Origin of the sequence: Porticoccus sp. W117, from assembly GCF_030341905.1 — a bacterium.
Lineage (GTDB): Bacteria > Pseudomonadota > Gammaproteobacteria > Pseudomonadales > Porticoccaceae > SCSIO-12696.
Window position 1 is genome coordinate 30,013 of the sequence record NZ_JATAAF010000013.1, and the last position, 23,015, is coordinate 53,027.

The following is a 23,015-nucleotide window of genomic DNA, read 5'->3' on the forward strand; positions in this document are numbered from 1 at the left end:
GAAATAAAAATAAATCTAAGGATAGTAAATTATGATTAAAAAAATCACTGTTGCTCTTTCATTCTTGCTGCTTTCAGGGTGCGCCGCAATGAATGCAAGTGGCCCGCTATTTGAGACGCATGTCTCTGTACCTGAAGGGAAAGCACTTATTTATTTGTTTAAACCGGATTCTGCATTAAAAGATGGTGTCACTACCTGTTTGGAGTTGACTCTCGATGATATTGAGCAAGGTTGTGTAAGAGGGAGCGGTTATATAGTCACTGAGGTGGATGTTGGCAAATATCAAGCTGCCTTGGTTAATAAATCTGCATTTGGCTATAAATTACTTCAGTTTGAACTGGAGGTTAGCTCGGGGGAGGTTGTGTATCTTGAGTATGCTTTTGCCAGGGATGTAAATGGCGAATCACTTGATACACGTTCGACCCATGTTGGGTTATATATATTTGAGGATCATGTTGTTGCAAAACTTCGAGAAGATGAGGCACTACAAAAGCTAAGCAGTTTGAAGCTATCCATATGAATGATGGGCGTCCAGATTATCTTCATTCTCGCTTTCGCGGGAGTAATAAAAAGAGCAACTTAGTAAACGGAATGTTATGAAAATACTAGCCACTTTTTGTGCTGCTTTATCTAGTGCCAGTTTGTGCGCCGAGCCTGTCACCCATATTATTGGCAACGAAAATACCCCCGATGTTTATATGACTGTCGATGGTGGGTCAGAAGGTAGCGTCTCCATTGGTATTTACCAACGCACCACCGACAAGCCCTACGTCACCCTCGCCGATATCGACGGCGATGGGGTGTTTGATCTGCTTTCTTATTCCGTGCTGGATAAAAACGGCGGCCATATTATGGAGGTGGAGGATTACGGCATGGACGGCCAGGCGGATTTTAAAACCAATATGTTTTCTGGAGCGGCGTCTATTCATATCAACGGCGAGTGGTACGAGTCGGTGGGCAGCACCGATGAGGATCGTTATTTCCTGATAGGCAAAAAGAAAGTGTTGGTGCGTGAGGCTGTGCACGAAATGCGTGTGGCTCATGGTTTGGTGCGCGACACCAAGAAAGAGTAATAATAGCTTCTGCTATGTGGTATTGAGATGAGAACTGTACTGTTTTCCATACTATTGGTGCTCTCATGGCATGGGAATGCTGACACTCTTAAATTTGATGATTTAGTCGGCGAGTGGGAGCCAAGTGGTGAATTCCCTGCTTCAGATGATTTAGTGCTGTCTGAATTTGAAGTTTTACCTTCAGGTGATGCGGTCTATAAATCTATCGGTGAAAGTGGCTATTCACTAATGTGTAAGTCAAAGAAGCCTCAATCACGGGTATATGTTTTTGATTGCTTTACAGACGATGAGAAGCATTTGATTACATTGTCCGTAAGTGGCTGGTCTATAAAAAGGGATAAGCCTAGCTATTCGCGGGTTAAGAAACTGATGTATGGTTTTGAATATTGGCTAAGCCCGTCGATGAATGGTATTTATGGCGGTGTTCCTGTGAGTTTTAAGCCTAAAACCCACACAAGCAAAGGTAGTGAATAAACTACTGTCTCGGATGTTAAGGGCGTAGCGAGAACTTATGAAAATCGCCCTGTACACCTGCCTTGCTCTGATTGCCTTCGCCGGTAATTCGGTGCTTTGCCGTTTGGCTCTTGAAGACGCTGCCATGGATGCGGGCAGTTTTACTGCGATCCGTTTGTTATCGGGCTTGGCGGTGTTGTTGGTTATTCTCAAGCTGGTTAAACCCTCTGCTGGTGTAACTCAGTCGAAGGGCAGCTGGAAGGCGGCGTTTTTTCTGTTTGTTTACGCCTTGGCGTTTTCCTTTGCGTATCTCTCTCTTGAAACCGGCGTGGGCGCGTTGATTCTGTTTGGCGCGGTGCAGATCACTATGATCCTGGTGAGCCTGGCTTCCGGGTATCGGCTCCATGGGTTGGAATGGCTGGGTGTGCTGGTGGCATTTGCGGGCTTTGTGTATCTGGTGCTGCCGGACCTGGCAACGCCCACTTTTACCGGGTTTGTGCTGATGGCGGTGTCGGGTATCGCCTGGGGGTTCTACACTCTGGCAGGCAAAAACTCTGAAAACCCGCTGGCTGATACCGCCTATAACTTTTTGCGCTGCATGCCGCTGGTTGTAGTTTTGGTGGCCCTGACATATCAGGAGGCGGCTTTATCCCCAAGGGGCGTGTTGTTAGCAGTGGTGTCTGGTGGCGTGACTTCCGGTATCGGTTACGCCATTTGGTACGCGGCCATGGGTGGACTATCGGCGTTGCAGGCGGCGGTTCTGCAATTGTTGGTGCCGGTGTTGGCTGCCGCCGGTGGTGTGGTGTTTGCCAGTGAAGGGATTTCCTTGCGGCTGCTGTTGTCATCGGCATTGGTGCTTGGTGGCATCTTAGTGGTCATACTGGGTAAGCAGTACGGGAGCGATCGCTCCCGTCGGTGTGACTAGATAGGGGGGTGCCTAGATAGGTAAGCTGCCTGGAAAGCCGATTGGCGGCTTTGTTTCGCCATAGTACGGTTTGTGCTAGCATCCCGCGCCTTCTAACCGATACCCCAGTTCTCAGGAGTTCCCATGTCCAGCGTCTCTCTCGCTGCCATTCCGTCGCGCCAGTCCATTAAAAACGATTTGCTCTCTGGCTTAACTGTTGCTCTGGCGTTGGTGCCGGAAGCGGTGGCGTTTGCCTTTGTGGCTCATGTGGATCCGCTGGTGGGTTTGTACGCTGCCTTTATTGTGGGGCTTATTACCGCTGCTGTTGGTGGCCGGCCGGGCATGATTTCCGGGGCCACCGGGGCGCTGGCGGTGGTGATGGTGTCGCTGGTGGTGGAGCACGGGGTGGAGTACCTGTTTGCCACGGTGGTGGTGATGGGGGTGATCCAGATTCTCTGCGGGGTGCTGCGGCTGGGTAAGTTTATCCGCATGGTACCGCACCCGGTAATGCTGGGCTTTGTGAACGGCTTGGCGATTGTGATTTTCCTGGCCCAACTGGGGCAGATTCCGGTGCCGGAGGTGGAGTCCGGATTGTTGAGCGGTGAGGGCTTAAGTGCTCTTATGGGCTACAGCCAGTTCTGGATTATGGCCGGACTGATTGCTTTGACCATGGCGATTATCTGGTTCCTGCCCAAACTCACCAAAGCGATTCCGGCTTCCCTGGCGGCGATATTGGTAGTGAGTTTGATGGTGATTGGACTTTCTATCGACACCAAGACCGTGGGTGATGTGGCCTCGGTGGCCGGTGGCTTCCCGGAATTTCATATTCCCGCAGTGCCGTTTAATTGGGAAACCCTGATGATCGTGCTGCCGTATTCCATTATTCTGGCGGCCATTGGCCTGATCGAATCCCTGCTGACGTTGACCTTGATTGACGAGGTGACCGATACCCGCGGTCGCGGTAATAAAGAATGCGTAGGGCAGGGGGTTGCTAACACCGTCACCGGATTCTTCGGCGGCATGGGCGGCTGCGCCATGATTGGTCAGAGCATGATCAATATTAACTCTGGCGGCCGCGGGCGTTTGTCCGGCATTTCTGCGGCACTGTTTTTGCTGTGCTTTATTCTGTTCGCTTCCAGTTTGATTGAGCAGATTCCCCTGGCAGCGCTGATTGGGGTGATGTTTATTGTGGTGATCGGTACCTTCGAGTGGTCCAGCTTCCGCATTATGGGCAAGATCCCTCGTGGCGATGCCTTTGTATTGGTATTGGTGTCTGGCGTTACGGTGGTGACTGACCTGGCCATTGCCGTGGTGGTGGGGGTGATTGTCTCGGCGCTGGTGTTCGCCTGGGAGCACGCCAAGCATATTCGCGCGGAAATCAGCACCGATGAGAATGGCTCGAAAATTTACGACATTCACGGGCCGCTGTTCTTTGGCTCGGTAAGCAACTTCCGCGATCTGTTTAGCGCCCGCGCCGACCCACAAGATGTCATCGTAGAATTCAAAAATTCCCGCGTTTGTGACCACTCCGCTATCGAGGCCATCGACGCTCTGGCGGAACGCTACCAAAACGCTGGTCGCACCCTGCACCTGCGTCACCTCAGCCCGGAATGCCGTTTGTTGCTGAAGAAAGCAGGCAAACTGGTGGAGGTGAATGTGATGGAAGATCCCACCTACCATGTAGCGGATGATGCTTTAGGTTGACTGTTACGGGTTACGCGTTTCGGGTTTCGAAGGCGCAACCCGAAACGCGTAACCCGTAACGAAATGATCAAAATTGTATATTTTTTGATCAGTTTATCTATTTTTTGATCGAATCTCTCCCTCTTATTCCAAAATCTTATAAATTTCTTAAAGTGTCGCTTTAAGTTGCTGTTGTACCTTTCTGTTTTGCTTTGTCTTTTGTTTTTAAAAATTCCACTTCTTGAACGATGTCGTCCAGTTCGGCGATTTTAGCCACACGTTTTTAACTTTTTGCCGCCTGGTTTCCTTGACTTCTCTTTTGATGAGCATATAGTGTCGTGTAGTGGCAGATTGTGGGTAATTGTGTCGTTTTGAGTCTTTGATTAATCCACTTTCGGCCAAGCACCACGAATAATTGAACAGAAAATAACCAATAAACTGGATAAAGCGGTGTTTCGGGGCAGCAACGACATCAACATAGATGCCAAAGGGCGCATGGCGGTACCGGCCAGGTTCCGTGATGAGCTTATGGAGCTGTGTGGCGGTCGCCTGGTGGTGACCGTGAATAACGATGTCCAGGATCGCTGCCTGTTGCTGTACCCCATGGATGAGTGGATCCAGATCGAAAACAAGATTTCCCGCCTGCCTTCCCACCCCAAAGCCCGCCGCTTGCAGCGCCTGCTGATCGGTAATGCCCGCGAGGTGGAAATTGATGGCAGTGGGCGTATTTTGCTGCCGCCGGAATTGCGCCAGCATGCCTCGCTGGACAAAAAAGTACGTTTGCTGGGTGTCGGCCACCGTTTTGAAATTTGGGATGGCGGGCTTTACAACGCACACCATGAGGAATGTTTGGAAGAGAGCATGGACGATCAGCCTATACCGGAAGAAATGCTTTCACTGAGTCTTTAGTGAACTAAAAAAGTCGGGACAGAAAGCGTGGAGCCGAAAGTGATACAACAGGATCAGACTGCACATACGACAGTGCTGCTGGATGAGGCAGTGGATGCGCTCGTCACCGATCCGGACGGTACCTATATCGATGGCACTTTTGGTCGCGGCGGTCACAGCGCCGCCATTCTGGCGCGACTTTCTGAAAATGGCCGTCTGCTGGCTTTCGACAAAGACCCTGAGGCCATTGCCAGTGGCCGCAAACGCTTCGCAGATGATCAGCGCCTTGAGTTGATTCACGACTCTTTCGCGACGCTTGGTGATCAGGTGGCACAACGCAATCTCACCGGCAGTGTGCAGGGTGTGCTGCTGGATTTGGGAGTTTCTTCCCCTCAGCTGGATGACGACCATCGCGGCTTCAGCTTCCTGCGGGAAGGGCCACTGGATATGCGCATGAACACCGAATCTGGCGAGAGCGCGGCCAAGTGGCTGGCGCGGGCCAAAGAAGATGAGATCGCTCAGGTATTAAAAGAGTACGGCGAGGAGCGCTTCGCTCGCCGCATGGCCAAGGCCATCGTCAGTGCTCGCCAGCAGCAAGATATTACCACCACCACCCAGCTGGCCAAAATTGTCGCCGATGCCCACCCGGCCTGGGAAAAACACAAGCATCCCGCCACCCGCGCCTTTCAGGGAATTCGCATCCATATCAACCGTGAGCTGGATGACCTCAAACAGCTGTTGGCAGCGGTACTGGATGTACTGGCGGTTGGCGGTCGTCTGGTGGCGATCAGTTTTCATTCCCTGGAAGACCGTATCGTTAAACGCTTTGTGCGCGATCAGGAACGCGGCCCGCAATTGCCCCGCGGGGTGCCGGTACGAGATGAGCCGGATTCGCGGCGTATGAAGTCACTGGGTAAGCCTCTCAAGCCCTCAGGCGGCGAGGTGGATGACAATATCCGTTCACGCAGCGCGATTATGCGCGTGGCGGAAAAACTGGCATAAATAATGAGTCGATCAGCAAACACAAAATCACTCCCTTGGGTCACAGCTGTGCTGTGGCTGGCAGTGGTTGTGTCTGCCTTGGCGGTGGTGAATGTCAGCCACAGCTGCCGTTCTCTGTTTGCCGAACTCAGCCAGCTGGAAAAATCCCACCACGAGCAACAAGTGGTGTGGGGGCAGTTGTTGTTGGAACAGGCGGCTCACGGCTCTTTCAGTAGCGTTGAGCAACAGGCGGCGGACAAGCTGGGTATGCGTGCCCCCATCGCTGACGACATTGTGGTGGTGCGGCCATGAGCACTGCCCGTAAAAACACTGCCCGTATAAATAAGGCAAAACGCATCACCATCTCCCGCTGGCGCTTTTTTGCGGTGGTGGCTTGCCTGTTGGCGTTGCCGCTGTTGCTGGTGTGGCACATCGCCCGTTTGCAGGTCATGCCCGACGAGGATCGCGGTGCTGAATTTCTGCAAAACCAGGGGGATGCGCGCACCGTGCGGGTGCGGGAAATTCCCGCCAATCGTGGTCTGATTACCGATCGCCACGGCGAGACACTGGCGGTGAGTACGCCGGTAGCCACCCTGTGGGCCAACCCGCAGGTATTGAGCAATGATCCAGCGGTGATTGCTCGTCTGGCAGGTCAGTTGGGGGTTAAAGCTGACGATCTGCAGCAGCGTCTTGCCCGTTACGCCAACAAGGAATTTATGTTCCTGGCTCGCCAGTTGGCGCCTGCGGATGCGAAGAAAATCATGGACTTGAAAATCGATGGTGTTCATCAGCGCCGTGAGTTCAAGCGTTACTACCCGGCCCATGAAGTCACCGCTCAACTGGTGGGCGTCACCAATGTGGACGATCGTGGCCAGGAAGGTGTCGAACTGACCTTTGATGAACACCTTACCGGCAAGCCCGGCGCCAAGCGGGTACTCAAAGACCTCAAGGGCAATGTCATCAAAGATCTGGAACTGATCCGTCGTGAACAGCCTGGCAAGGATGTGGCGCTCAGTATCGACCTGCGTTTGCAGTACCTGGCTTACCGGGAATTGAAAGAGGCGGTGAAGCGCTTTGGTGCCAAAGCCGGTTCCGTGGTGATGCTGGATGTGGCCAGTGGTGAAGTGCTGGCCATGGCCAACCAACCTTCCTTTAACCCCAACGCCAAGGGTTCCCGCTCCGCTGCCGCCATGCGCAATCGCGCGGTTACTGACCGGGTGGAACCTGGCTCCACCATGAAGCCCTTCACCATGGTGGCGGCCCTGGAAAGCGGCAAATTCAGCCCCAACAGTGTTGTTGATACCGGCATGGGCTACGTGCGGGTAGGCTACAAAGACATTAAAGACCCGCTCGGCTACGGTGTGCTGGATATGGCTGGGGTGTTGGCCAAGTCCAGTCAAGTGGGTACTTCAAAAGTAGCACTGGCGCTGGACCCTCACCACGTGCGCGAAGTGTTTGCCCGCGGTGGTTTGGGGCAGGCAACCGGGCTGGAATTTCCCGGCGAGATTGAAGGCTACCTGCCAGCGCCGCGCCGCTGGGACGACGTCACTCGCACCACGTTGGCGTTCGGCTATGGCCTCAACGCTTCGCCCCTGCAAATTGCCAAAGCCTACGCCGTGCTGGCAGCTCGCGGTGAATCAAGAGCGGTGACACTGTTAAAAAACAGCCAGCCCAGTCGCGCCCAACAAGTGATTGAACCGCAGATTGCCCGCCAGGTGATGGATATGATGAAGGCAGTGACTGAGCCCGGCGGTACCGGTACCAAAGCGGCACTGGCCGCTTATCAAGTGGCGGGCAAAACCGGCACCGCACGCAAAGTGGCCAAGGGCGGAGGCTACGACAATGATCGCCATATCGCCCTGTTTGCCGGAGCAGTTCCGGCGGATGACCCCAAGTTGGTGTGTGTGGTGGTGATCGACGAGCCCACTATCGGCGACAGCCACGGCGGCGGTACGGTGGCGGCGCCGGTGTTTTCCGGCGTAATGGCAGAATCCTTGCGATTGCTGCGAGTGCCGCCGGATACTGATAACAGTGAACAAGTGACGGCTCTCAAAGAGTCGCCACCTGTAGGAGGGGCTACATGATGGCGCAGCCCCACAATCCTCAAGTTGAACAAGCCAAAACGCTGGGCCAATTGCTGCCCGGCGTTGCGCTTTCTGCTGAGCAGCAAGTGCTGTCGGTCAGTGCCATTACCGCCGACAGCCGCCAGGTCGTGCCTGGTGGCTTGTTTGTCGCTTGTCCTGGGCTCAGCGTCGACGGTCGTCAGTTTGCCGCACAGGCATTAGCTGCTGGCGCTGTTGCAGTGATTGCAGAGGTTCAGGGTTTGTCGGATGAGTTGGCTGCAGAGCCTCGGGTGATTGCTGTTAATGAACTGGCTCAGCAGTTGAGTGCCATTGCCGGGCGTTTTTACGGCGAGCCTACCGGACAACTTCACCTGACCGGAATTACCGGCACCAACGGCAAAACCACCTGCAGTCAATTGCTGGCCCAGTTGCAGCAGCGGTTGTTTGCTGAGAGAGGCAATGATCAACAGGCCGGGTTTATTGGCACGTTGGGTTACGGCCTGGTAGACGGTGACTTGGTGGAAACCGGCATGACTACACCGGACGCCATCGGCACTCAGCAGTGTTTGGCGCAATTGAAAAACAATGGCGCCGGCTCTGTGGTGATGGAGGTTTCCTCCCACAGCCTGGAGCAAGGCCGGGTAGCGGCGCTGCCGTTCCACACGGCGATATTTACCAATTTGAGTCGTGACCATCTGGACTACCACGGCGATATGGGCAGTTACCTGGCCGCCAAGGCACAGCTGTTTAAACAGTCGGGTTTGAAGCTGGCGGTATTGAATAGCGACGACACGGCCAGCGCCACCATCGCTGCGCAATTATCCAGTGAAGTGGCTTGCTACCACTACGGTATCGATAATCCCAACGCCGATGTAACGGCGACAGACGTGGTGCTTACCGAACAGGGTATTTGTGCCAAGGTCAGTACGCCATGGGGCGACGGTGAGTTGCGTTCACCGCTGCTGGCTCACTTTAATCTCAGTAATTTGCTGGCGGTTATCACCGCGGCCTGTGGTCAGGGTTGGTCGCTGGATCAAGTGTTGGCGCAGCTGCCGGAATTGACCGCTGTGCCTGGCCGTATGGAGCTGGTCAACCCTCAGGTAGAAGCGGATCTGCTGCCAGCGGTGGTGGTGGATTACGCCCACACACCGGATGCCTTGGAAAAAGCACTCACCTCCCTGCGCAGTCATTGCTCTGGACTGTTGTGGTGTGTATTTGGCTGCGGCGGCGATCGCGACAGCGGCAAGCGCTCGCAAATGGGTGAAGTGGCGGCGCGCCTGGCGGACTGCCCGGTGGTAACCAGCGACAACCCGCGCAGCGAAAACCCGGATCAGATTATTCTCGATATTCTCGCCGGTATGCCGGATAACGCCGCGGTAAGGGTGGCGCCAGATCGTGCCACTGCCATCGGCGAGGCTATCGCCTGCGCCGCCGATGACGACTGCGTACTGATCGCTGGCAAGGGTCATGAAACCTATCAAGAGGTAAATGGCGAGCGCCTGCCATTTAGCGATGTGGTGCAGGCTGTTGACCTATTGCAGCAACGGGCCTTGAAGCAGCCGGTAGGCGATTTGGCAGCGCATTTGGGGCCGGTGGGCCTGGGAGGGGATGATGAGCACTGAAATGCCTGCTCTCAGTCTGTCCCGCGCTGCTATTGAATACGGCGGCACCCTGATGCATCCGGATTGCCACTTCGACGGCCTCTCTACGGATACGCGCAATATCGCCTCCGGCCAGCTGTTTGTGGCTCTGCGAGGTGAAAATTTTGATGCTCACAACTTCCTGGCTCAAGCGGCAGAGAAGGCCTGTGGGCTGGTAGTGGAAGCGCCGGATCGCAGCCTGGAAATACCCCAGTGGGTGGTGCCGGATACCACAGTAGCCTTGGGGCAGGTGGCCCATCTAAAACGGCGTGACTTTGAGGGTAGTGTGGTTGCGGTTACCGGCAGCGCTGGCAAAACCACTGTGAAAGAAATGTTGGCGGCGATCTTTGCCCAGGCGGTGGGCGAGTCTGCGGTGTTGGCCACCAAAGGCAATCTCAATAATCACATCGGTGTGCCTCTCACCTTGATGAACCTGCAACATCAGCATCGCTACGGGGTGATTGAAATGGGTGCCAGTGGCGGCGGCGAAATCGGCTATTTGTGTCAGCTGGCTCGCCCTCAGGTGGCTCTGGTGAATAACGTCTTGCCCGCCCACGTGGAAGGTTTTGGCAGTGTTGACGCCATTGCCGATGCCAAGGGTGAAATTTACAGCGGCCTGCCGGTAGACGGCACCGCCGTGCTCAACCTCGACGAAGTTTATGTGGATCGCTGGCGCGGACTGATTGGCGAGCGCAGCTGCCTGACGTTCAGTGTGGAGAATGCCGCTGCCGATATTTTTGCCAGCGACATTCGTGCCGATGAGCTGGGGCGTTGCAGCTTTACCTTGCACAGCCCTCAGGGCGAGGTGGGGGTCAATCTCACCATCAGCGGCCGTCACAATGTGGCTAACGCATTGGCCGCTGCTGGTGTTGCCCTTGCTGCCGGAGTGGAAGTCGCTCATATCGGTGCCGGCCTCAGCGCCTTGCAGAGTGTGCCAGGGCGTATGGAGTTGCTGGAATTGACCAGTGGCGACTACCTGATCGACGACAGCTACAACGCCAATCCCGGCTCGGTAAAAGCGGCGGTGGACGCGCTGTTGCAACTGCCCGGTATCCCCGTGCTGGTATTGGGAGATATGGGCGAGTTGGGCGATGACGAAGTCGCCTTGCACGCTGAAGTAGGGGAATACGCCGCCCAGGCCGGTGTGGCACAACTGATGACGGTGGGCACCTTGTCCGCCAACACCAGTGCCGCTTTTGGCGAAGGCGGACAGCACTTTGACAACCAGCAGGATTTGCTCGCCGCACTGGTGCCTCAGCTGGGGGCAGGAATGGCCGTGTTGGTAAAAGGGTCGCGCAGTTCCGGTATGGAAAACATAACCAAAGCGTTGGTGGCTGCCAGCGCGGGAGAACAATAATGCTCTATTGGTTGGCTGATTATTTGTCGCAGTACGTTAGCGCCTTCGGTGTGGTGCAGTACCTCACCTTTCGCGCCATTCTGGGGGTGCTGACGGCGCTGGGAATTTCTCTATGGCTGGGCCCGGTGATGATCCGCAGGCTGAACCTGCTGCAAATTGGGCAGTCGGTACGCACTGACGGCCCCCAGAGTCACCTTAGTAAATCTGGCACTCCCACCATGGGCGGTGCGCTGATTCTGATGGCCATTTTTATCGCCACTCTGCTGTGGTCCAACCTGGAAAACCGCTACGTGTGGGTGGTGTTGGGTGTGACCTTTATTTTTGGTGCCGTGGGCTGGGTGGATGATTACCGCAAAGTGGTGGAAAAGAACTCCCGCGGTCTGCCCGCTCGCTGGAAATATTTCTGGCAGTCAGTGGGTGGCTTGGGTGCCGCTATCTTTCTGTACTGCACTGCTGGCTCGGCGGCAGAAACCACTCTTTATGTGCCGTTCTTTAAAGACGTGGCACTGCCTCTCACCGCCATGGGTGGGGTTTGCTATATCGCGCTCACCTATTTTGTGATTGTCGGTGGCAGTAACGCGGTCAATCTCACCGATGGCCTCGACGGTTTGGCGATTATGCCCACGGTGATGGTGGGTGGTGCGCTGGGGATATTTGCCTACCTCACCGGCCACAGCCAGTTTGCCGATTATTTGCACATTCCCTATATCGCCGGTGCCGGTGAGTTGATTGTTTTCTGCGCTGCACTGGGTGGCGCCGGGTTGGGCTTCCTGTGGTTTAACACTTACCCGGCTCAGGTATTTATGGGTGACGTTGGTGCCCTGGCACTGGGGGCGGCACTGGGCGTTATTGCCGTGATCGTGCGCCACGAAATTGTATTTTTCATTATGGGTGGTGTGTTTGTGATGGAGACCCTGTCGGTGATGATCCAGGTTACCTCCTACAAACTGACGGGCAAGCGGGTGTTCCGTATGGCGCCTATCCATCACCACTTTGAACTGAAAGGCTGGCCAGAGCCGCGGGTGATTGTGCGCTTCTGGATTATCACCGTGATGCTGGTGCTGATCGGTCTGGCGACATTGAAACTGCGTTAAAACGTGAGATGTGAGACGTAAAACGAGAGACGTTGAAAACCGAACATTAAATTGAACATGAAACTGACAGACCACAATGCACAAAACAGCGTAACGGCGATACTGGGTATCGGCGTTACCGGCTTGTCGGCGGCGCGCTTTCTGGCGAGCCGTCAGGTGGCCTTTGTGGTTTGCGATACCCGCGATGCACCGCCATTGCTGGAGACATTCAAAAACGAATTTCCCGATGTTGAGTGCTTCCTGGGTGCAGATGCAGGGCAGGTGTTGCAGCTGGCCGCTGAGCTGGTGGTCAGCCCCGGTTTGGCACCGGATGAGCCGTTGCTGGTGCAGGCCAAGCAGCGGGATATAGATGTGATTGGCGATATCGAGTTGTTTGCCCGCCACGTGAAGGCGCCAGTGGCTGCCATTACCGGCTCCAACGGCAAAAGCACAGTTACCGCCCTGATGGGGGAAATGGCCAAAGCCGCCGGTTTGCGAGTGGCGGTGGGTGGCAATCTGGGCACTCCGGCACTGGAGCTGCTGGCGGATGACCGCGAGCTGTATGTGCTGGAGTTGTCCAGTTTTCAGCTGGAAATTACCCACAGCCTGAAACCGGCGGTATCCACCATTCTTAACCTGTCGGAAGACCATCTGGATCGTTACGGCTCCATGGCCAGTTATCTGGCGGCCAAGCAGCGAATTTTTCACGGTGCCGAACATATTGTCTGCAATCGCGATGACAGCGCCACCCGTCCTGTTGATGGTGACGCACAGATTTCCAGTTTTGGTCTGGATGCCAGTGAGCAGACCGAAAGCGACAAGCACCAGTGCGGCGTCGCCAATCGCGATGGCGAACTGTGGTTACACGGTGCTGACGGTGATCTGATGCCGGTGGATGAGCTGCGTATCAAAGGCCGTCACAACTGGGCCAATGCTCTGGCGGCTATGGCCATGGGAGCGGTGTTGGAATTGCCAGAGGACGCCATGGCGAAAGCCATGCGTGAATTCCCTGGTCTCGACCACCGTTGCCAGACTGTACGTACCTTGGACGGCGTCAGTTATATCAACGATTCCAAAGCCACCAATGTGGGCGCCACGTTGGCGGCGCTGGAAGGTTTGGCAGACAGCGAGCGTCGCAATATTTTCTGGATCGCCGGTGGCGATGGCAAAGGCGCCGAGTTTCACGAACTGCGCAGTGCCGTGGCCGCCACGGTCAAGCTGGCACTGTTGATCGGCGTTGATGGCCACCGCATTGGCGAGGCCATTGCCGATGCGGCGGATATGGAAAGACATGAGTCTTTGCAGACGGCAGTTGCCCGCGCCCGCCAGTTGGCACAACCCGGTGACCTGGTGTTGTTGTCACCGGCCTGCGCCAGCTTCGATATGTTCAACAATTTTGAACACCGCGGCGAGATGTTTGCCAAGGCGGCGGAGGCGCTGTCATGAGTGCCGTCATGAATCTCAGAGGTTTGCAGCTACCGCTTATTGCTGGCGACTTCCAGCATCTGGACGGCAAGTTGCTGCTGACCGTGTTGGCGCTGATCACCCTGGGCGTGGTGATGATTTATTCCGCCTCGGTGAATTTTGCCGATGTGAATTTTGGCGACAGCCTGTATTTCTTTAAGCGCCAGTTGATGTATCTGGCATTGGGCTCTGTATTAGGTTTGGTGGTGCTCAATATTCCGGTGGCTTTCTGGTACCGCTACGGCCTGTTGTTGCTGGCGGCGGCTTTTGCGCTGTTGCTGATTGTGCTGATTCCCGGCGTTGGTCGCAGCTTTAATGGCAGCCGCCGCTGGTTGGGGCTGGGGCCGATGACTTTCCAGGTATCTGAACTGGTGAAGCTGGCTGTGGTGCTGTTTATGGCGGGTTATCTGCAGCGCCACCAACAGGTGTTGCGGGACAACTGGAAAGAGATTGGCAAACCTCTGGGCATTCTCGCGGCGTTGGTGGGCTTGTTGCTGCTGGAACCGGATTTGGGTTCTTCGGTGGTGCTGTCAGCCACGGTGCTGGCCATGTTGTTTTTCGCCGGCGCCAAATTGTGGCAGGTGGGTGTGCTGGTAGGGCTGGCCGGTAGCCTGTTGGGTCTGGCGGCGGTGCTTTCGCCCTATCGCCTGAAGCGCCTGGTGGCCTACCTGGACCCATGGGCGGACCAGTTTGGCAGTGGCTATCAGCTGTCCCAGTCATTGATCGCTTTTGGTCGCGGCGAATGGTTTGGCGTGGGCCTGGGCAACAGTGTGCAAAAGCTGGGCTACCTGCCAGAGGCTTATACCGACTTTGTGTTTGCGGTGTACGCCGAGGAATTTGGCCTGGTGGGTGTGGTGGCGTTGATTGCCTTGTTCGGTCTGTTGCTGTGGCGGGTATTTGCCATTATTCGCCGCGCGGTGCGCCGCTGCGACTGGTTTGCGGCTTACTCGGTATTTGGTCTCGGCGTGCTGTTGGCGGGCCAGGCATTTATCAATATCGGTGTGGCGTCTGGCTTGCTGCCCACCAAGGGTTTGACCCTGCCTTTTGTCAGTTACGGCGGCAGCAGCCTCTTGGTGAGCTGCGTGATGGTGGCGCTGATTTTGCGTTTCGGCATGGAGTTGCACGCCCCGGTCGCCAAGAAAAAACCGTTAAAAGCGGGCGGGAGGGCGCGATGACTGACGTAGCTCAAGCGGCGCCCAGAAAAGTCATGGTGATGGCCGGCGGAACCGGCGGCCATGTGTTCCCGGCACTGGCGGTGGCCAGTGAATTGCGCGATCGCGGTGTAGCTATCGAGTGGTTTGGCACCCGCCGGGGAATTGAGTCCCAGCTGGTGCCCGCCAACGATTTTCCACTGCATTTTATCGACGTGGCTGGCGTGCGCGGCAAAGGCGTGGCGACCTTACTGAAAGCGCCGTTTTTGCTGCTCAAGGCGGTATCACAGGCTCGTGCTTTGTTACGCCAGCAGCGCCCCAACGCGGTGCTGGGTATGGGTGGCTTTGCCTCCGGCCCCGGTGGTCTGGCAGCGCGCCTGTTGGGCATTCCGGTGGTAATTCACGAACAGAACGCGGTGGCGGGTACTACCAACCGCTGGCTGGCGAAACTGGCGCGGAGGGTGATGGAGGCATTTCCCGGTTCCCTGCCCAAAGGCAATCACTGCGGCAATCCGGTGCGCCGGGAAATTATCGACTTGCCGGAACCGGGGCAACGTCTGCAGCGCAATGGCGATACGCCGAATTTGTTGGTGCTCGGCGGCAGCTTGGGTGCTCAGGCCATTAACGAGGTGCTGCCTCAGGCCATCGCCCGTTTGCCCCGGGAGGAGTGGCCCAATATCTGGCACCAGACCGGTCGCGACAAAGCAGTGGTGACTGCGGAGGGTTACCGGGAAGTGGGAATTGAAGCCCATGTGGTTCCCTTTATCGACGATATGGCGGAAGCCTATGGTTGGGCAGATTTGGTGCTGTGCCGTGCCGGTGCTCTGACGGTGTCGGAATTGGCGGCAGCGGGTGTGGGTTCCATCCTGATCCCGTTCCCCCATGCCATCGACGACCACCAGACCAAAAATGGCCAGTGGTTAGTGGACAACGGTGCAGCGCGCCAGATTCAACAGGCGCAGTTGAGCCCGGAGAAGCTGGCGGTGGAATTGCAACAACTGCTAGGGGTGCGCCAGCAGTTGATAACCATGGCGGAAAACGCCCGCGCCCTGGCGCAGCCGGGAGCGGTGGCCGCGGTGGCGGATGCCTGTGAGGAGGTATGCAAATGAGTAAAGCAACAACAGACGGTGGCAAGGTGAGCGGCGTATTTGAGATTCCGGAGATGCGCCGTATCCAGCGCATTCACTTTATCGGTATCGGCGGTGTTGGCATGTGCGGCATTGCCGAAGTGCTGCTCAACCAGGGCTACCAGATTTCCGGCTCGGACATTAACGATGGCCCGGTGACCAAACGCCTGCGGGATATGGGTGCGACTATTCATATCGGTCACGCCGCCAGCAACGTGGATGGCGTGGACGTGGTAGTGAACTCCACCGCGGTGAGCGATCACAACCCGGAGATGGTGCGTGCCCGCGACCAGCGTATTCCCATCGTCCGTCGCGCAGAAATGCTGGCGGAATTGATGCGCTACCGCCACGGTATTGCTGTAGCCGGCACCCACGGCAAGACCACCACCACCAGCCTGATCGCGTCTATTTTTGCCGAGGGCGATAAAGACCCGACTTTTGTGATCGGTGGTCGCCTCAACAGCGCCGGCACCAATGCCCGCCTGGGGGAAAGCCGCTATCTGGTGGCGGAGGCAGACGAGAGCGATGCGTCGTTCCTGCACTTGCAGCCGCTGGTGGCAGTGGTCACCAATATCGATATCGACCACATGGAAACCTACGGCTTTGACGAGGGCAAACTCAAGCAGACTTTTGTGGAGTTCCTCCACAACCTGCCGTTTTACGGGCTGGCTGTGGTCTGTGTGGACGACGAGCGTGTGCGGGAAGTGATGCCGGATGTGTCCCGGCCCATGCTCACCTATGGTTTTTCCGAGCAGGCGGATTACCGCATCAGTGATTTGCGCAGTGATAAAGGTCGCAGCTACTTCAAGGTGCATCGCCCGGAAGGCAAGGCGACACTGGATATTGCGCTCAATATTCCCGGTGCCCACAACGTACTCAACGCCACTGCGGCAGTGGCGGTGGCCACCGATGAGGGCATTGATGACAGCGCCATCTGCGAGGGTTTAAGCAAATTTGGCGGTGTCGGCCGCCGTTTTGAAATTCATGGGGAATTCCCGGTATCCACCGGCGCTGGTCGCGGTGGCGAAGCGATGCTGGTGGACGATTACGGTCACCACCCCCGGGAAGTGGCCGCCACTATTAAAGCGGTGCGCGATAGCTGGCCTCAGCGCCGCCTGGTGATGGTGTTCCAGCCACACCGCTTTACCCGTACCCGCGACCTGTACGAAGACTTTGTGCAAATACTGTCCAGTAGCGATGCCCTGGTATTGACGGAAGTTTACGGTGCTGGTGAGGAGCCCATTCCCGGTGCCGACAGCCGCAGCCTTTGTCGCAGCATTCGCCAGCGCGGCCTGGTGGATCCGATTTTCGCAGAATCCATTGAAGCGGTGCCGGACATTGTCCGCGACATCGTTCAGCCTGGTGACATCGTTATTACCCAGGGGGCGGGCAGCGTCAGCAAGCTGGTGAAACTGCTGACTGAGAGGAAGTTGCAGTGATTAACGAGAGATGTGAGATGAGAGACGTGAGACGGAAAATCAGAGTGGCAGTAACTTTTTGCCATCTCCCATCTTCCACCTCTCATCTCCCGAGAAAAGAGAGCGATCAACGATGAGCGAGCTTTTCGATTTTGGTCGCGTCGGCGTGATTTACGGCGGTAACTCCGCAGAGCGGGAGGTGTCGCTGCAGTCTGGTCAGGCGGTGTACGAAGCGTTGCTGCGTGCTGGTGTGGATGCGGTGCCAGTGGTGGTTGAGGACAACCCGCTGACCACGATTCAGTCTGTGGATATGGATCGCGCCATGCTGGTGCTGCATGGCCCCGGCGATGAGGATGGTAGTTACCAGGCGGTGCTAGAACTGCTTGGTATTCCCTATACCGGCAGTGGCGTGATGGCGTCGGCGCTGGCCATGGATAAGTGGCGCTGCAAAAAATTATGGCGCGGTATCGACCTGCCCACCGCCGAGTTTGCCATTTTGGATGAGAACAGCGATTGGGCGGCGGCTCTGGAGTCTCTGGGTGGTGCAGTGATGGTGAAGCCCAATGGTGAGGGTTCCAGCATCGGCATGCGCCGGGCGGAAACCCCGGAGCAGTTGCAGGATGCCTGGCAGCATGCAGCCATCTACGGTGACGTAATGGCCGAGCGCTGGATTGACGGGGCGGAATATTCTGTGTCAATCCTTAATGGCAGAGCATTAGCGCCGATAAGGTTAGAAACCGATAACGGCTTCTATGACTATGAGGCGAAATATTTGAGTGATGACACTCGTTATTTCAGTCCTTGTGGCCTTCACGGTGGCGAGGTTCACCAGCTACAGCAATTGGCCTTGCAAGCGTTTAACAGTATTGGCTGCAGCGGCTGGGGGCGGGTGGATGTGATGCGCAACAGCGATGGCCGCTTTCAGGTGCTGGAAGTAAACACCATCCCCGGTATGACCGACCACAGTCTGGTGCCAAAAGCGGCCGCGGCGGAAGGCATGAATATGGAGCAGTTGGTGGTGGAAATTTTACGGACATCAATGAATTGATATGACTCGAGCAGCAAACAAAAAAGGCGCCGTACGCAATCAGCGGGAACCTCGCTTCGAGGGTTTGTGGTCGCTGTTGCGTACCGCGATGTTCACCCTGTTATGGAGCTGTTTTGCCCTCGGCATGTTGTGGGGTGGAGTGCTGTTGTACCAAAACCTGGATCGCCCTATTGAGCGCATCTCGGTGCAAGGGGATTTTAAATACGCTAGCCGTGAGCAAATTGCTCGCCTGGTGCGCGGCCAACTGAATGGCGGCTTCCTCAGTCTGGAGCTGGGCAAAATTCGCAGCCAGCTGGAACGCGACCCCTGGATCGCTAACGCAGTGGTGAGCCGCCGCTGGCCCGGCCATTTGGAAATCTCGGTGACCGAGGAAATGCCCATCGCCCGCTGGAACCGACGCGGCTTCCTCAACAGTCGCGGTCAGGCATTGGATATTGAAGACAACAGCGGTCTGGAAAGCCTGCCTCTGTTGTTGGGCCCGCGGGGACAGGCGCGGGCGATTATGGAAGAGTACCAACACGCCGCGCAGATGTTGTTGCCGTCGGGGCTGAAGACCATGGAGTTTCGCCTCGACAACCGCCGCGCCTGGTATTTGAAAGTGGTGGCGGCCAGTGGCACTGGTGTTGTCGAAAACAGTGCTTTGGAGATTGAAGTGGGCCAGGGCAATGTCACCGAAAAATTAAAACGCTTTCTGGCGGTGTACGACACCGTGTTGCGCCATCGCCAGGGAGAGATTGCACAGATTGATATTCGTTACCCCAATGGCGTGGCCGTGAGCTGGCGTAGCCAGACCGCCATTGGCAAACAAAAGAGTGGGGAAGCAAAAAATGGCTAGTAACGAAGAGCGCATGATCGTTGGACTCGATATCGGCACCTCCAAGGTGGTGGCGATTGTCGGTTCGCTGAGTCCCGATGGTCAGTTGGAGATCGTCGGTACCGGCATGTACCACTCCACCGGCATGAAAAAAGGCGTGGTGGTGAACATCGAATCCACCGTGCACTCCATTCAGCGGGCTATTGAAGAAGCGGAACTGATGGCTGGTTGCCACATTCACTCGGTGTATGTGGGCATCGCCGGCAGCCATATTCGCAGCCTGAATTCTCATGGCATCGTCGCCATTCGCGATCGCGAGGTGAACCCCCAGGATGTAGAGCGAGTGATCGATGCGGCAAGGGCTGTGGCGATTCCGGCGGACCAGGAAATTCTCCATGTGCTGCCCCAGGAATTCATTATCGACAACCAGGAAGGGGTGCGTGAGCCGCTGGGTATGTCCGGTGTGCGCCTGGAGGCCAAGGTGCATCTGGTGACCTGTGCTGCCAACGCTGCCCAGAACATCAAAAAGTGTATTCGCCGCTGTGGTCTGGAAGTGGAAGACGTGATTCTCGAGCAGCTGGCGTCCAGCTACGCGGTGCTCACTGACGACGAAAAGCAACTGGGTGTGTGCCTGGTGGATATCGGCGGCGGCACCACAGACATTGCCATCTTTACCGAAGGCGCCATTCGCCATACCGGGGTGATTCCCATCGCAGGTGATCAGGTGACCAACGATGTCGCCATGGCGCTGCGGACTCCTACCCCGCACGCAGAGGAGTTAAAGATCAAATATGCCTGCGCGCTGGCTAACCTGGCGGGCCCGGAAGAGAGTATCAAAGTGCCCAGCGTTGGCGACCGCCCACCTCGCGATCTGTCTCGCCAGGCATTGGCGGAGGTGGTGGAACCCCGCTACGACGAGTTGTTTACCTTGATTCAAGGGGAACTGCGTCGCAGTGGCTTTGAAGACCTGGTGGCCGCGGGCATCGTGCTCACCGGCGGTACTGCCAAGATGGAAGGGGTGGTGGAACTGGCGGAGGAAATCTTCCACATGCCGGTACGCCTGGGTGCCCCCAGCAATATCACCGGACTGACAGACATTGTGAACAACCCGATTTATTCCACCGGAGTTGGACTGTTGTTGTACGGCATGCAGCAACAGCAGGAAGGGCCGGTGCGACGCACCAGCAGTAGTTCCGATAGTGGAGGTGAAGGTTTGGTCGGCCGTATCAAACAGTGGTTTCAGGGGAGTTTATGACGACTGTGTCGTCATTGCTCCTCGCAATGAAAAGCGTTTTAACAATTTTGGGTATCAACAGTATTTAGGGAAAACAAAGGGGAAGACTTATGTTTCAAATCGTAGACAGCATTCCGGATTCAGCGGAAATCAAGGTGATCGGTGTCGGTGGCGGTGGTGGTAACGCCGTGCGGCACATGATCGACAGCAACGTCGAAGGTGTGGAATTTATCTGCGCCAATACCGACGCTCAGGCGCTCAAGGACATTGGCAACGCCACCGTCCTGCAACTGGGTAACAACGTCACTCGTGGCCTCGGTGCCGGGGCCAACCCGGAAGTGGGTCACCAGGCGGCGCTGGAAGATCGCGACCGCATTGCCGATGTGCTGCAGGGCGCTGATATGGTGTTTATCACCGCCGGTATGGGCGGTGGCACCGGTACTGGCGGCGCGCCGGTGGTGGCGGATGTGGCCAAAGAACTGGGCATCCTTACGGTAGCGGTGGTAACTCGCCCATTCTCCTTCGAAGGCAAGAAGCGCATGGCCATCGCCGAAGAAGGACTCAAACACCTACGCGACCGTGTGGACTCGCTGATCACCATTCCCAACGAGAAATTGTTGGCGGTGTTGGGCAGCTCCACGAGCCTGTTGTCTGCTTTTAAAGCGGCCAACGACGTGTTGCTGGGCGCGGTTCAGGGCATTGCCGACCTGATTATCCGCCCGGGCATGATCAACGTGGATTTCGCCGATGTGCGCACCGTCATGTCGGAAATGGGCATGGCGATGATGGGCAGCGGCGAAGCGGCGGGCGATCAGCGTGCTCGCGAAGCCGCCGAATCTGCGGTACACAGCCCGCTGCTGGAAGACATCAACCTGCAAGGTGCGAAGGGCATTCTGGTGAATATCACCGCGGGCCCCGACCTGTCTCTGGGTGAGTTCCAGGATGTGGGTGACACGGTTGAGCAATTTGCCTCTGACGATGCCACGGTGGTTGTCGGTACCGTTATCGACGAAAGCCTGGGCGACAAGCTGCGGGTAACCGTGGTGGCCACTGGCCTGGGTCGCGACTTTGTGCCCACTAAAGTGGTGGACAACACCACCCAGCAGGCGGAACCTCGCAAAAACAACGGCGAAGTGGACTATGGTGAACTGGACAAGCCCGCGGTTAACCGGGTGCGTCGTGGCCAGGCACAAACCCGTCGCCCGGCTGGCAATCCGGCCCAGGCCCAGATGCAGCAGCCCCCGGTAAGTACAGAGGCCACTGCCCGCAAGCTGGAGGAACCGAAAGCGGAACAGGATATGGACTATCTGGATATTCCGGCGTTTTTGCGTAGGCAGGCTGACTGATCGGCAGGACAGCCGATCAGGGCGCCGAGCGCAGCGCTGGCGGGCGCAGCCCTAGCCACATGGATGTGGCGAGTCACTGAGGGTTACCGTCATCGCGAGCGCAGCGCGGCGATCTCCAGCAGGCAAAGTGTCACTAGTTAGGAGATTGCCACGGCCTTCGGCCTCGCAATGACAAGAGTTTCGCTGAATAAACGATAGCGCTACCCCACAATCCCTCCCCCTTTGTCAGTGGGGTGGCACTATCGGAGCTTTTTACGGTCTCACCGTGATTACCACCTGCTATTCCCTGGTTACAGGGAGGCAGGTGGTCTGGGTGCCGTGTATCTGGTATGATGCGCGGCTTTTCGGCTCATTTTGCGTGGAAACTCAAGCGTATGGTCAGGCAGCGGACACTGAAAAACACCATTAAAGCCACTGGCGTTGGTTTACATACCGGCGACAAGGTTTACCTGACACTCCACCCGGCTCCGGTGGACAGCGGCATTATATTTCGCCGTACCGACCTCTCTCCGGTGGTGGAAATTGAAGCCAAGGCAGAGAATGTTGGTGATACCACCCTTTCTACCACCTTGGTGAATGGCGATGTACGGGTTTCCACCGTGGAACACCTGTTGTCCGCTATGGCGGGTTTGGGCATCGATAACGCCATTATCGACGTGTCTGCCCCGGAAGTGCCCATTATGGATGGCAGCTCCGGGCCTTTCGTTTTCCTGATTCAGTCCGCCGGTATTGCCGAACAGGAAGCTCCCAAGAAGTTTATCCGCATCAAGAAAGAAGTGACCGTCACCCACGACGACAAGGTGGCGCGCTTCAAGCCCTTTGACGGCTTTAAAGTCTCTTTTACCATTGATTTCGATCACCCGGTGTTCAAGGGGCGGGCACTGCATTCCGCCATTGACTTCTCCACCACTTCTTTTGTGAAGGAAGTGAGCCGGGCGCGCACCTTTGGCTTTGTGCACGAATTTGAGTACATGCGCTCCAAGGGCCTGGCCCGCGGTGCCAGCGTGAAAAATGCCATCGCTGTGGATGAATACAGCATTCTCAACGAAGATGGCCTGCGTTACGAAGACGAATTTGTGAAGCACAAAATCCTCGATGCCATTGGCGACCTGTACTTGCTGGGTAACAGCCTGATTGGCGAATTCGAGGCCTTCAAATCTGGCCACGCCCTTAACAACGCGTCTTTGCGTGCCTTGATTGCTCAGACTGATGCCTGGGAAACGGTCACTTTTGAGGGTGAAGACGCTGTCGCCCCCATTAGCTACAGTAAGCCTGTGGCCGCGCTTTAAGGTGCTGTA

At 56.4% G+C, this 23,015-nt stretch carries 21 protein-coding genes; all 21 read left to right on the plus strand.

Features of this window, described 5'->3' with window-relative positions; all coding sequences use genetic code 11:
* The first annotated feature begins 31 nt into the window (after positions 1–31).
* The 21 genes from QSV34_RS10290 (at position 32) to lpxC (ending at position 23,006) form a co-directional block, all read left to right on the plus strand.
* The gene (locus QSV34_RS10290; RefSeq protein ID WP_289154402.1) at positions 32–520 is read left to right on the plus strand and encodes a DUF2846 domain-containing protein; all 489 of its coding nucleotides are present in this window, start codon (positions 32–34) and stop codon (positions 518–520) included.
* Positions 521–596: 76 nt separating this feature from the next.
* Complete coding sequence (locus tag QSV34_RS10295) at positions 597–1,073, plus strand: hypothetical protein (RefSeq protein WP_289154405.1); 477 nt, start codon at positions 597–599, stop codon at positions 1,071–1,073.
* 27 nt (positions 1,074–1,100) lie between these two features.
* Positions 1,101–1,547: a hypothetical protein gene (locus QSV34_RS10300; protein ID WP_289154408.1), complete on the plus strand. Its 447-nt coding sequence runs from the start codon at positions 1,101–1,103 to the stop codon at positions 1,545–1,547.
* A 37-nt stretch (positions 1,548–1,584) separates the two neighbouring features.
* Positions 1,585–2,451, plus strand: coding sequence for a DMT family transporter (locus QSV34_RS10305; RefSeq protein ID WP_289154410.1), 867 nt, complete (start codon positions 1,585–1,587; stop codon positions 2,449–2,451).
* A 123-nt stretch (positions 2,452–2,574) separates the two neighbouring features.
* The gene (locus QSV34_RS10310; protein WP_289154412.1) at positions 2,575–4,134 is read left to right on the plus strand and encodes a SulP family inorganic anion transporter; all 1,560 of its coding nucleotides are present in this window, start codon (positions 2,575–2,577) and stop codon (positions 4,132–4,134) included.
* Between the two features lie 429 nt (positions 4,135–4,563).
* A complete protein-coding gene (gene mraZ / locus QSV34_RS10315; RefSeq protein ID WP_289154415.1) occupies positions 4,564–5,022 on the plus strand; it encodes a division/cell wall cluster transcriptional repressor MraZ in 459 nt (152 codons plus the stop codon).
* Positions 5,023–5,064: 42 nt separating this feature from the next.
* A complete protein-coding gene (rsmH, locus tag QSV34_RS10320; RefSeq protein WP_502929011.1) occupies positions 5,065–6,003 on the plus strand; it encodes a 16S rRNA (cytosine(1402)-N(4))-methyltransferase RsmH in 939 nt (312 codons plus the stop codon).
* Between the two features lie 3 nt (positions 6,004–6,006).
* The gene (gene ftsL, locus QSV34_RS10325; protein WP_289154421.1) at positions 6,007–6,294 is read left to right on the plus strand and encodes a cell division protein FtsL; all 288 of its coding nucleotides are present in this window, start codon (positions 6,007–6,009) and stop codon (positions 6,292–6,294) included.
* Positions 6,291–8,066 carry a peptidoglycan D,D-transpeptidase FtsI family protein gene (locus QSV34_RS10330; RefSeq protein ID WP_289154423.1) on the plus strand — a complete coding sequence of 592 codons (1,776 nt, stop codon included), beginning with the start codon at positions 6,291–6,293 and terminating at the stop codon, positions 8,064–8,066. Before ftsL ends, QSV34_RS10330 begins: the two co-directional genes overlap by 4 nt.
* Positions 8,063–9,667, plus strand: coding sequence for a UDP-N-acetylmuramoyl-L-alanyl-D-glutamate--2,6-diaminopimelate ligase (locus QSV34_RS10335; RefSeq protein ID WP_289154424.1), 1,605 nt, complete (start codon positions 8,063–8,065; stop codon positions 9,665–9,667). Before QSV34_RS10330 ends, QSV34_RS10335 begins: the two co-directional genes overlap by 4 nt.
* Positions 9,657–11,042, plus strand: coding sequence for a UDP-N-acetylmuramoyl-tripeptide--D-alanyl-D-alanine ligase (locus QSV34_RS10340; protein WP_289154425.1), 1,386 nt, complete (start codon positions 9,657–9,659; stop codon positions 11,040–11,042). The genes QSV34_RS10335 and QSV34_RS10340 overlap by 11 nt, the downstream gene beginning before the upstream one ends.
* Positions 11,042–12,136, plus strand: coding sequence for a phospho-N-acetylmuramoyl-pentapeptide-transferase (mraY, locus tag QSV34_RS10345; RefSeq protein WP_289154426.1), 1,095 nt, complete (start codon positions 11,042–11,044; stop codon positions 12,134–12,136). Before QSV34_RS10340 ends, mraY begins: the two co-directional genes overlap by 1 nt.
* Positions 12,137–12,193: 57 nt before the next feature.
* Positions 12,194–13,561, plus strand: a complete 1,368-nt coding sequence (gene murD / locus QSV34_RS10350) for a UDP-N-acetylmuramoyl-L-alanine--D-glutamate ligase (RefSeq protein ID WP_289154427.1) — start codon at positions 12,194–12,196, stop codon at positions 13,559–13,561.
* Positions 13,562–13,569: 8 nt separating this feature from the next.
* Complete coding sequence (gene ftsW / locus QSV34_RS10355) at positions 13,570–14,754, plus strand: putative lipid II flippase FtsW (RefSeq protein ID WP_289154428.1); 1,185 nt, start codon at positions 13,570–13,572, stop codon at positions 14,752–14,754.
* Positions 14,751–15,839 (plus strand): undecaprenyldiphospho-muramoylpentapeptide beta-N-acetylglucosaminyltransferase, encoded by a 1,089-nt coding sequence (gene murG / locus QSV34_RS10360; protein WP_289154430.1) that lies wholly within the window; start codon positions 14,751–14,753, stop codon positions 15,837–15,839. The genes ftsW and murG overlap by 4 nt, the downstream gene beginning before the upstream one ends.
* Entirely contained in the window at positions 15,836–17,296 is a 1,461-nt protein-coding gene (gene murC, locus QSV34_RS10365) for a UDP-N-acetylmuramate--L-alanine ligase (protein WP_289154433.1), read from the plus strand. The genes murG and murC overlap by 4 nt, the downstream gene beginning before the upstream one ends.
* A gap of 112 nt (positions 17,297–17,408) precedes the next feature.
* The gene (locus tag QSV34_RS10370; protein ID WP_289154435.1) at positions 17,409–18,323 is read left to right on the plus strand and encodes a D-alanine--D-alanine ligase; all 915 of its coding nucleotides are present in this window, start codon (positions 17,409–17,411) and stop codon (positions 18,321–18,323) included.
* Position 18,324: 1 nt separating this feature from the next.
* Positions 18,325–19,158 carry a cell division protein FtsQ/DivIB gene (locus tag QSV34_RS10375; RefSeq protein ID WP_289154438.1) on the plus strand — a complete coding sequence of 278 codons (834 nt, stop codon included), beginning with the start codon at positions 18,325–18,327 and terminating at the stop codon, positions 19,156–19,158.
* The gene (gene ftsA, locus QSV34_RS10380; protein ID WP_289154441.1) at positions 19,151–20,392 is read left to right on the plus strand and encodes a cell division protein FtsA; all 1,242 of its coding nucleotides are present in this window, start codon (positions 19,151–19,153) and stop codon (positions 20,390–20,392) included. The genes QSV34_RS10375 and ftsA overlap by 8 nt, the downstream gene beginning before the upstream one ends.
* Positions 20,393–20,481: 89 nt before the next feature.
* Positions 20,482–21,717, plus strand: coding sequence for a cell division protein FtsZ (gene ftsZ / locus QSV34_RS10385; protein WP_289154443.1), 1,236 nt, complete (start codon positions 20,482–20,484; stop codon positions 21,715–21,717).
* A gap of 374 nt (positions 21,718–22,091) precedes the next feature.
* On the plus strand, positions 22,092–23,006 hold the full coding sequence (gene lpxC / locus QSV34_RS10390; RefSeq protein ID WP_289154494.1) for a UDP-3-O-acyl-N-acetylglucosamine deacetylase: 915 nt from the start codon (positions 22,092–22,094) through the stop codon (positions 23,004–23,006).
* Positions 23,007–23,015: the final 9 nt, after the last annotated feature.

Coding starts and splice junctions, on each gene's coding strand:
- QSV34_RS10290 (WP_289154402.1), top strand. CDS start 32: ATGATTAAAAAAATCACTGTTGCTCTTTCATTCTTGCTGCTTTCAGGG.
- QSV34_RS10295 (WP_289154405.1), top strand. CDS start 597: ATGAAAATACTAGCCACTTTTTGTGCTGCTTTATCTAGTGCCAGTTTG.
- QSV34_RS10300 (WP_289154408.1), top strand. CDS start 1,101: ATGAGAACTGTACTGTTTTCCATACTATTGGTGCTCTCATGGCATGGG.
- QSV34_RS10305 (WP_289154410.1), top strand. CDS start 1,585: ATGAAAATCGCCCTGTACACCTGCCTTGCTCTGATTGCCTTCGCCGGT.
- QSV34_RS10310 (WP_289154412.1), top strand. CDS start 2,575: ATGTCCAGCGTCTCTCTCGCTGCCATTCCGTCGCGCCAGTCCATTAAA.
- ftsL (WP_289154421.1), top strand. CDS start 6,007: ATGAGTCGATCAGCAAACACAAAATCACTCCCTTGGGTCACAGCTGTG.
- QSV34_RS10330 (WP_289154423.1), top strand. CDS start 6,291: ATGAGCACTGCCCGTAAAAACACTGCCCGTATAAATAAGGCAAAACGC.
- QSV34_RS10335 (WP_289154424.1), top strand. CDS start 8,063: ATGATGGCGCAGCCCCACAATCCTCAAGTTGAACAAGCCAAAACGCTG.
- QSV34_RS10340 (WP_289154425.1), top strand. CDS start 9,657: ATGAGCACTGAAATGCCTGCTCTCAGTCTGTCCCGCGCTGCTATTGAA.
- mraY (WP_289154426.1), top strand. CDS start 11,042: ATGCTCTATTGGTTGGCTGATTATTTGTCGCAGTACGTTAGCGCCTTC.
- murD (WP_289154427.1), top strand. CDS start 12,194: ATGAAACTGACAGACCACAATGCACAAAACAGCGTAACGGCGATACTG.
- ftsW (WP_289154428.1), top strand. CDS start 13,570: ATGAATCTCAGAGGTTTGCAGCTACCGCTTATTGCTGGCGACTTCCAG.
- murG (WP_289154430.1), top strand. CDS start 14,751: ATGACTGACGTAGCTCAAGCGGCGCCCAGAAAAGTCATGGTGATGGCC.
- murC (WP_289154433.1), top strand. CDS start 15,836: ATGAGTAAAGCAACAACAGACGGTGGCAAGGTGAGCGGCGTATTTGAG.
- QSV34_RS10370 (WP_289154435.1), top strand. CDS start 17,409: ATGAGCGAGCTTTTCGATTTTGGTCGCGTCGGCGTGATTTACGGCGGT.
- QSV34_RS10375 (WP_289154438.1), top strand. CDS start 18,325: ATGACTCGAGCAGCAAACAAAAAAGGCGCCGTACGCAATCAGCGGGAA.
- ftsA (WP_289154441.1), top strand. CDS start 19,151: ATGGCTAGTAACGAAGAGCGCATGATCGTTGGACTCGATATCGGCACC.
- ftsZ (WP_289154443.1), top strand. CDS start 20,482: ATGTTTCAAATCGTAGACAGCATTCCGGATTCAGCGGAAATCAAGGTG.
- lpxC (WP_289154494.1), top strand. CDS start 22,092: ATGGTCAGGCAGCGGACACTGAAAAACACCATTAAAGCCACTGGCGTT.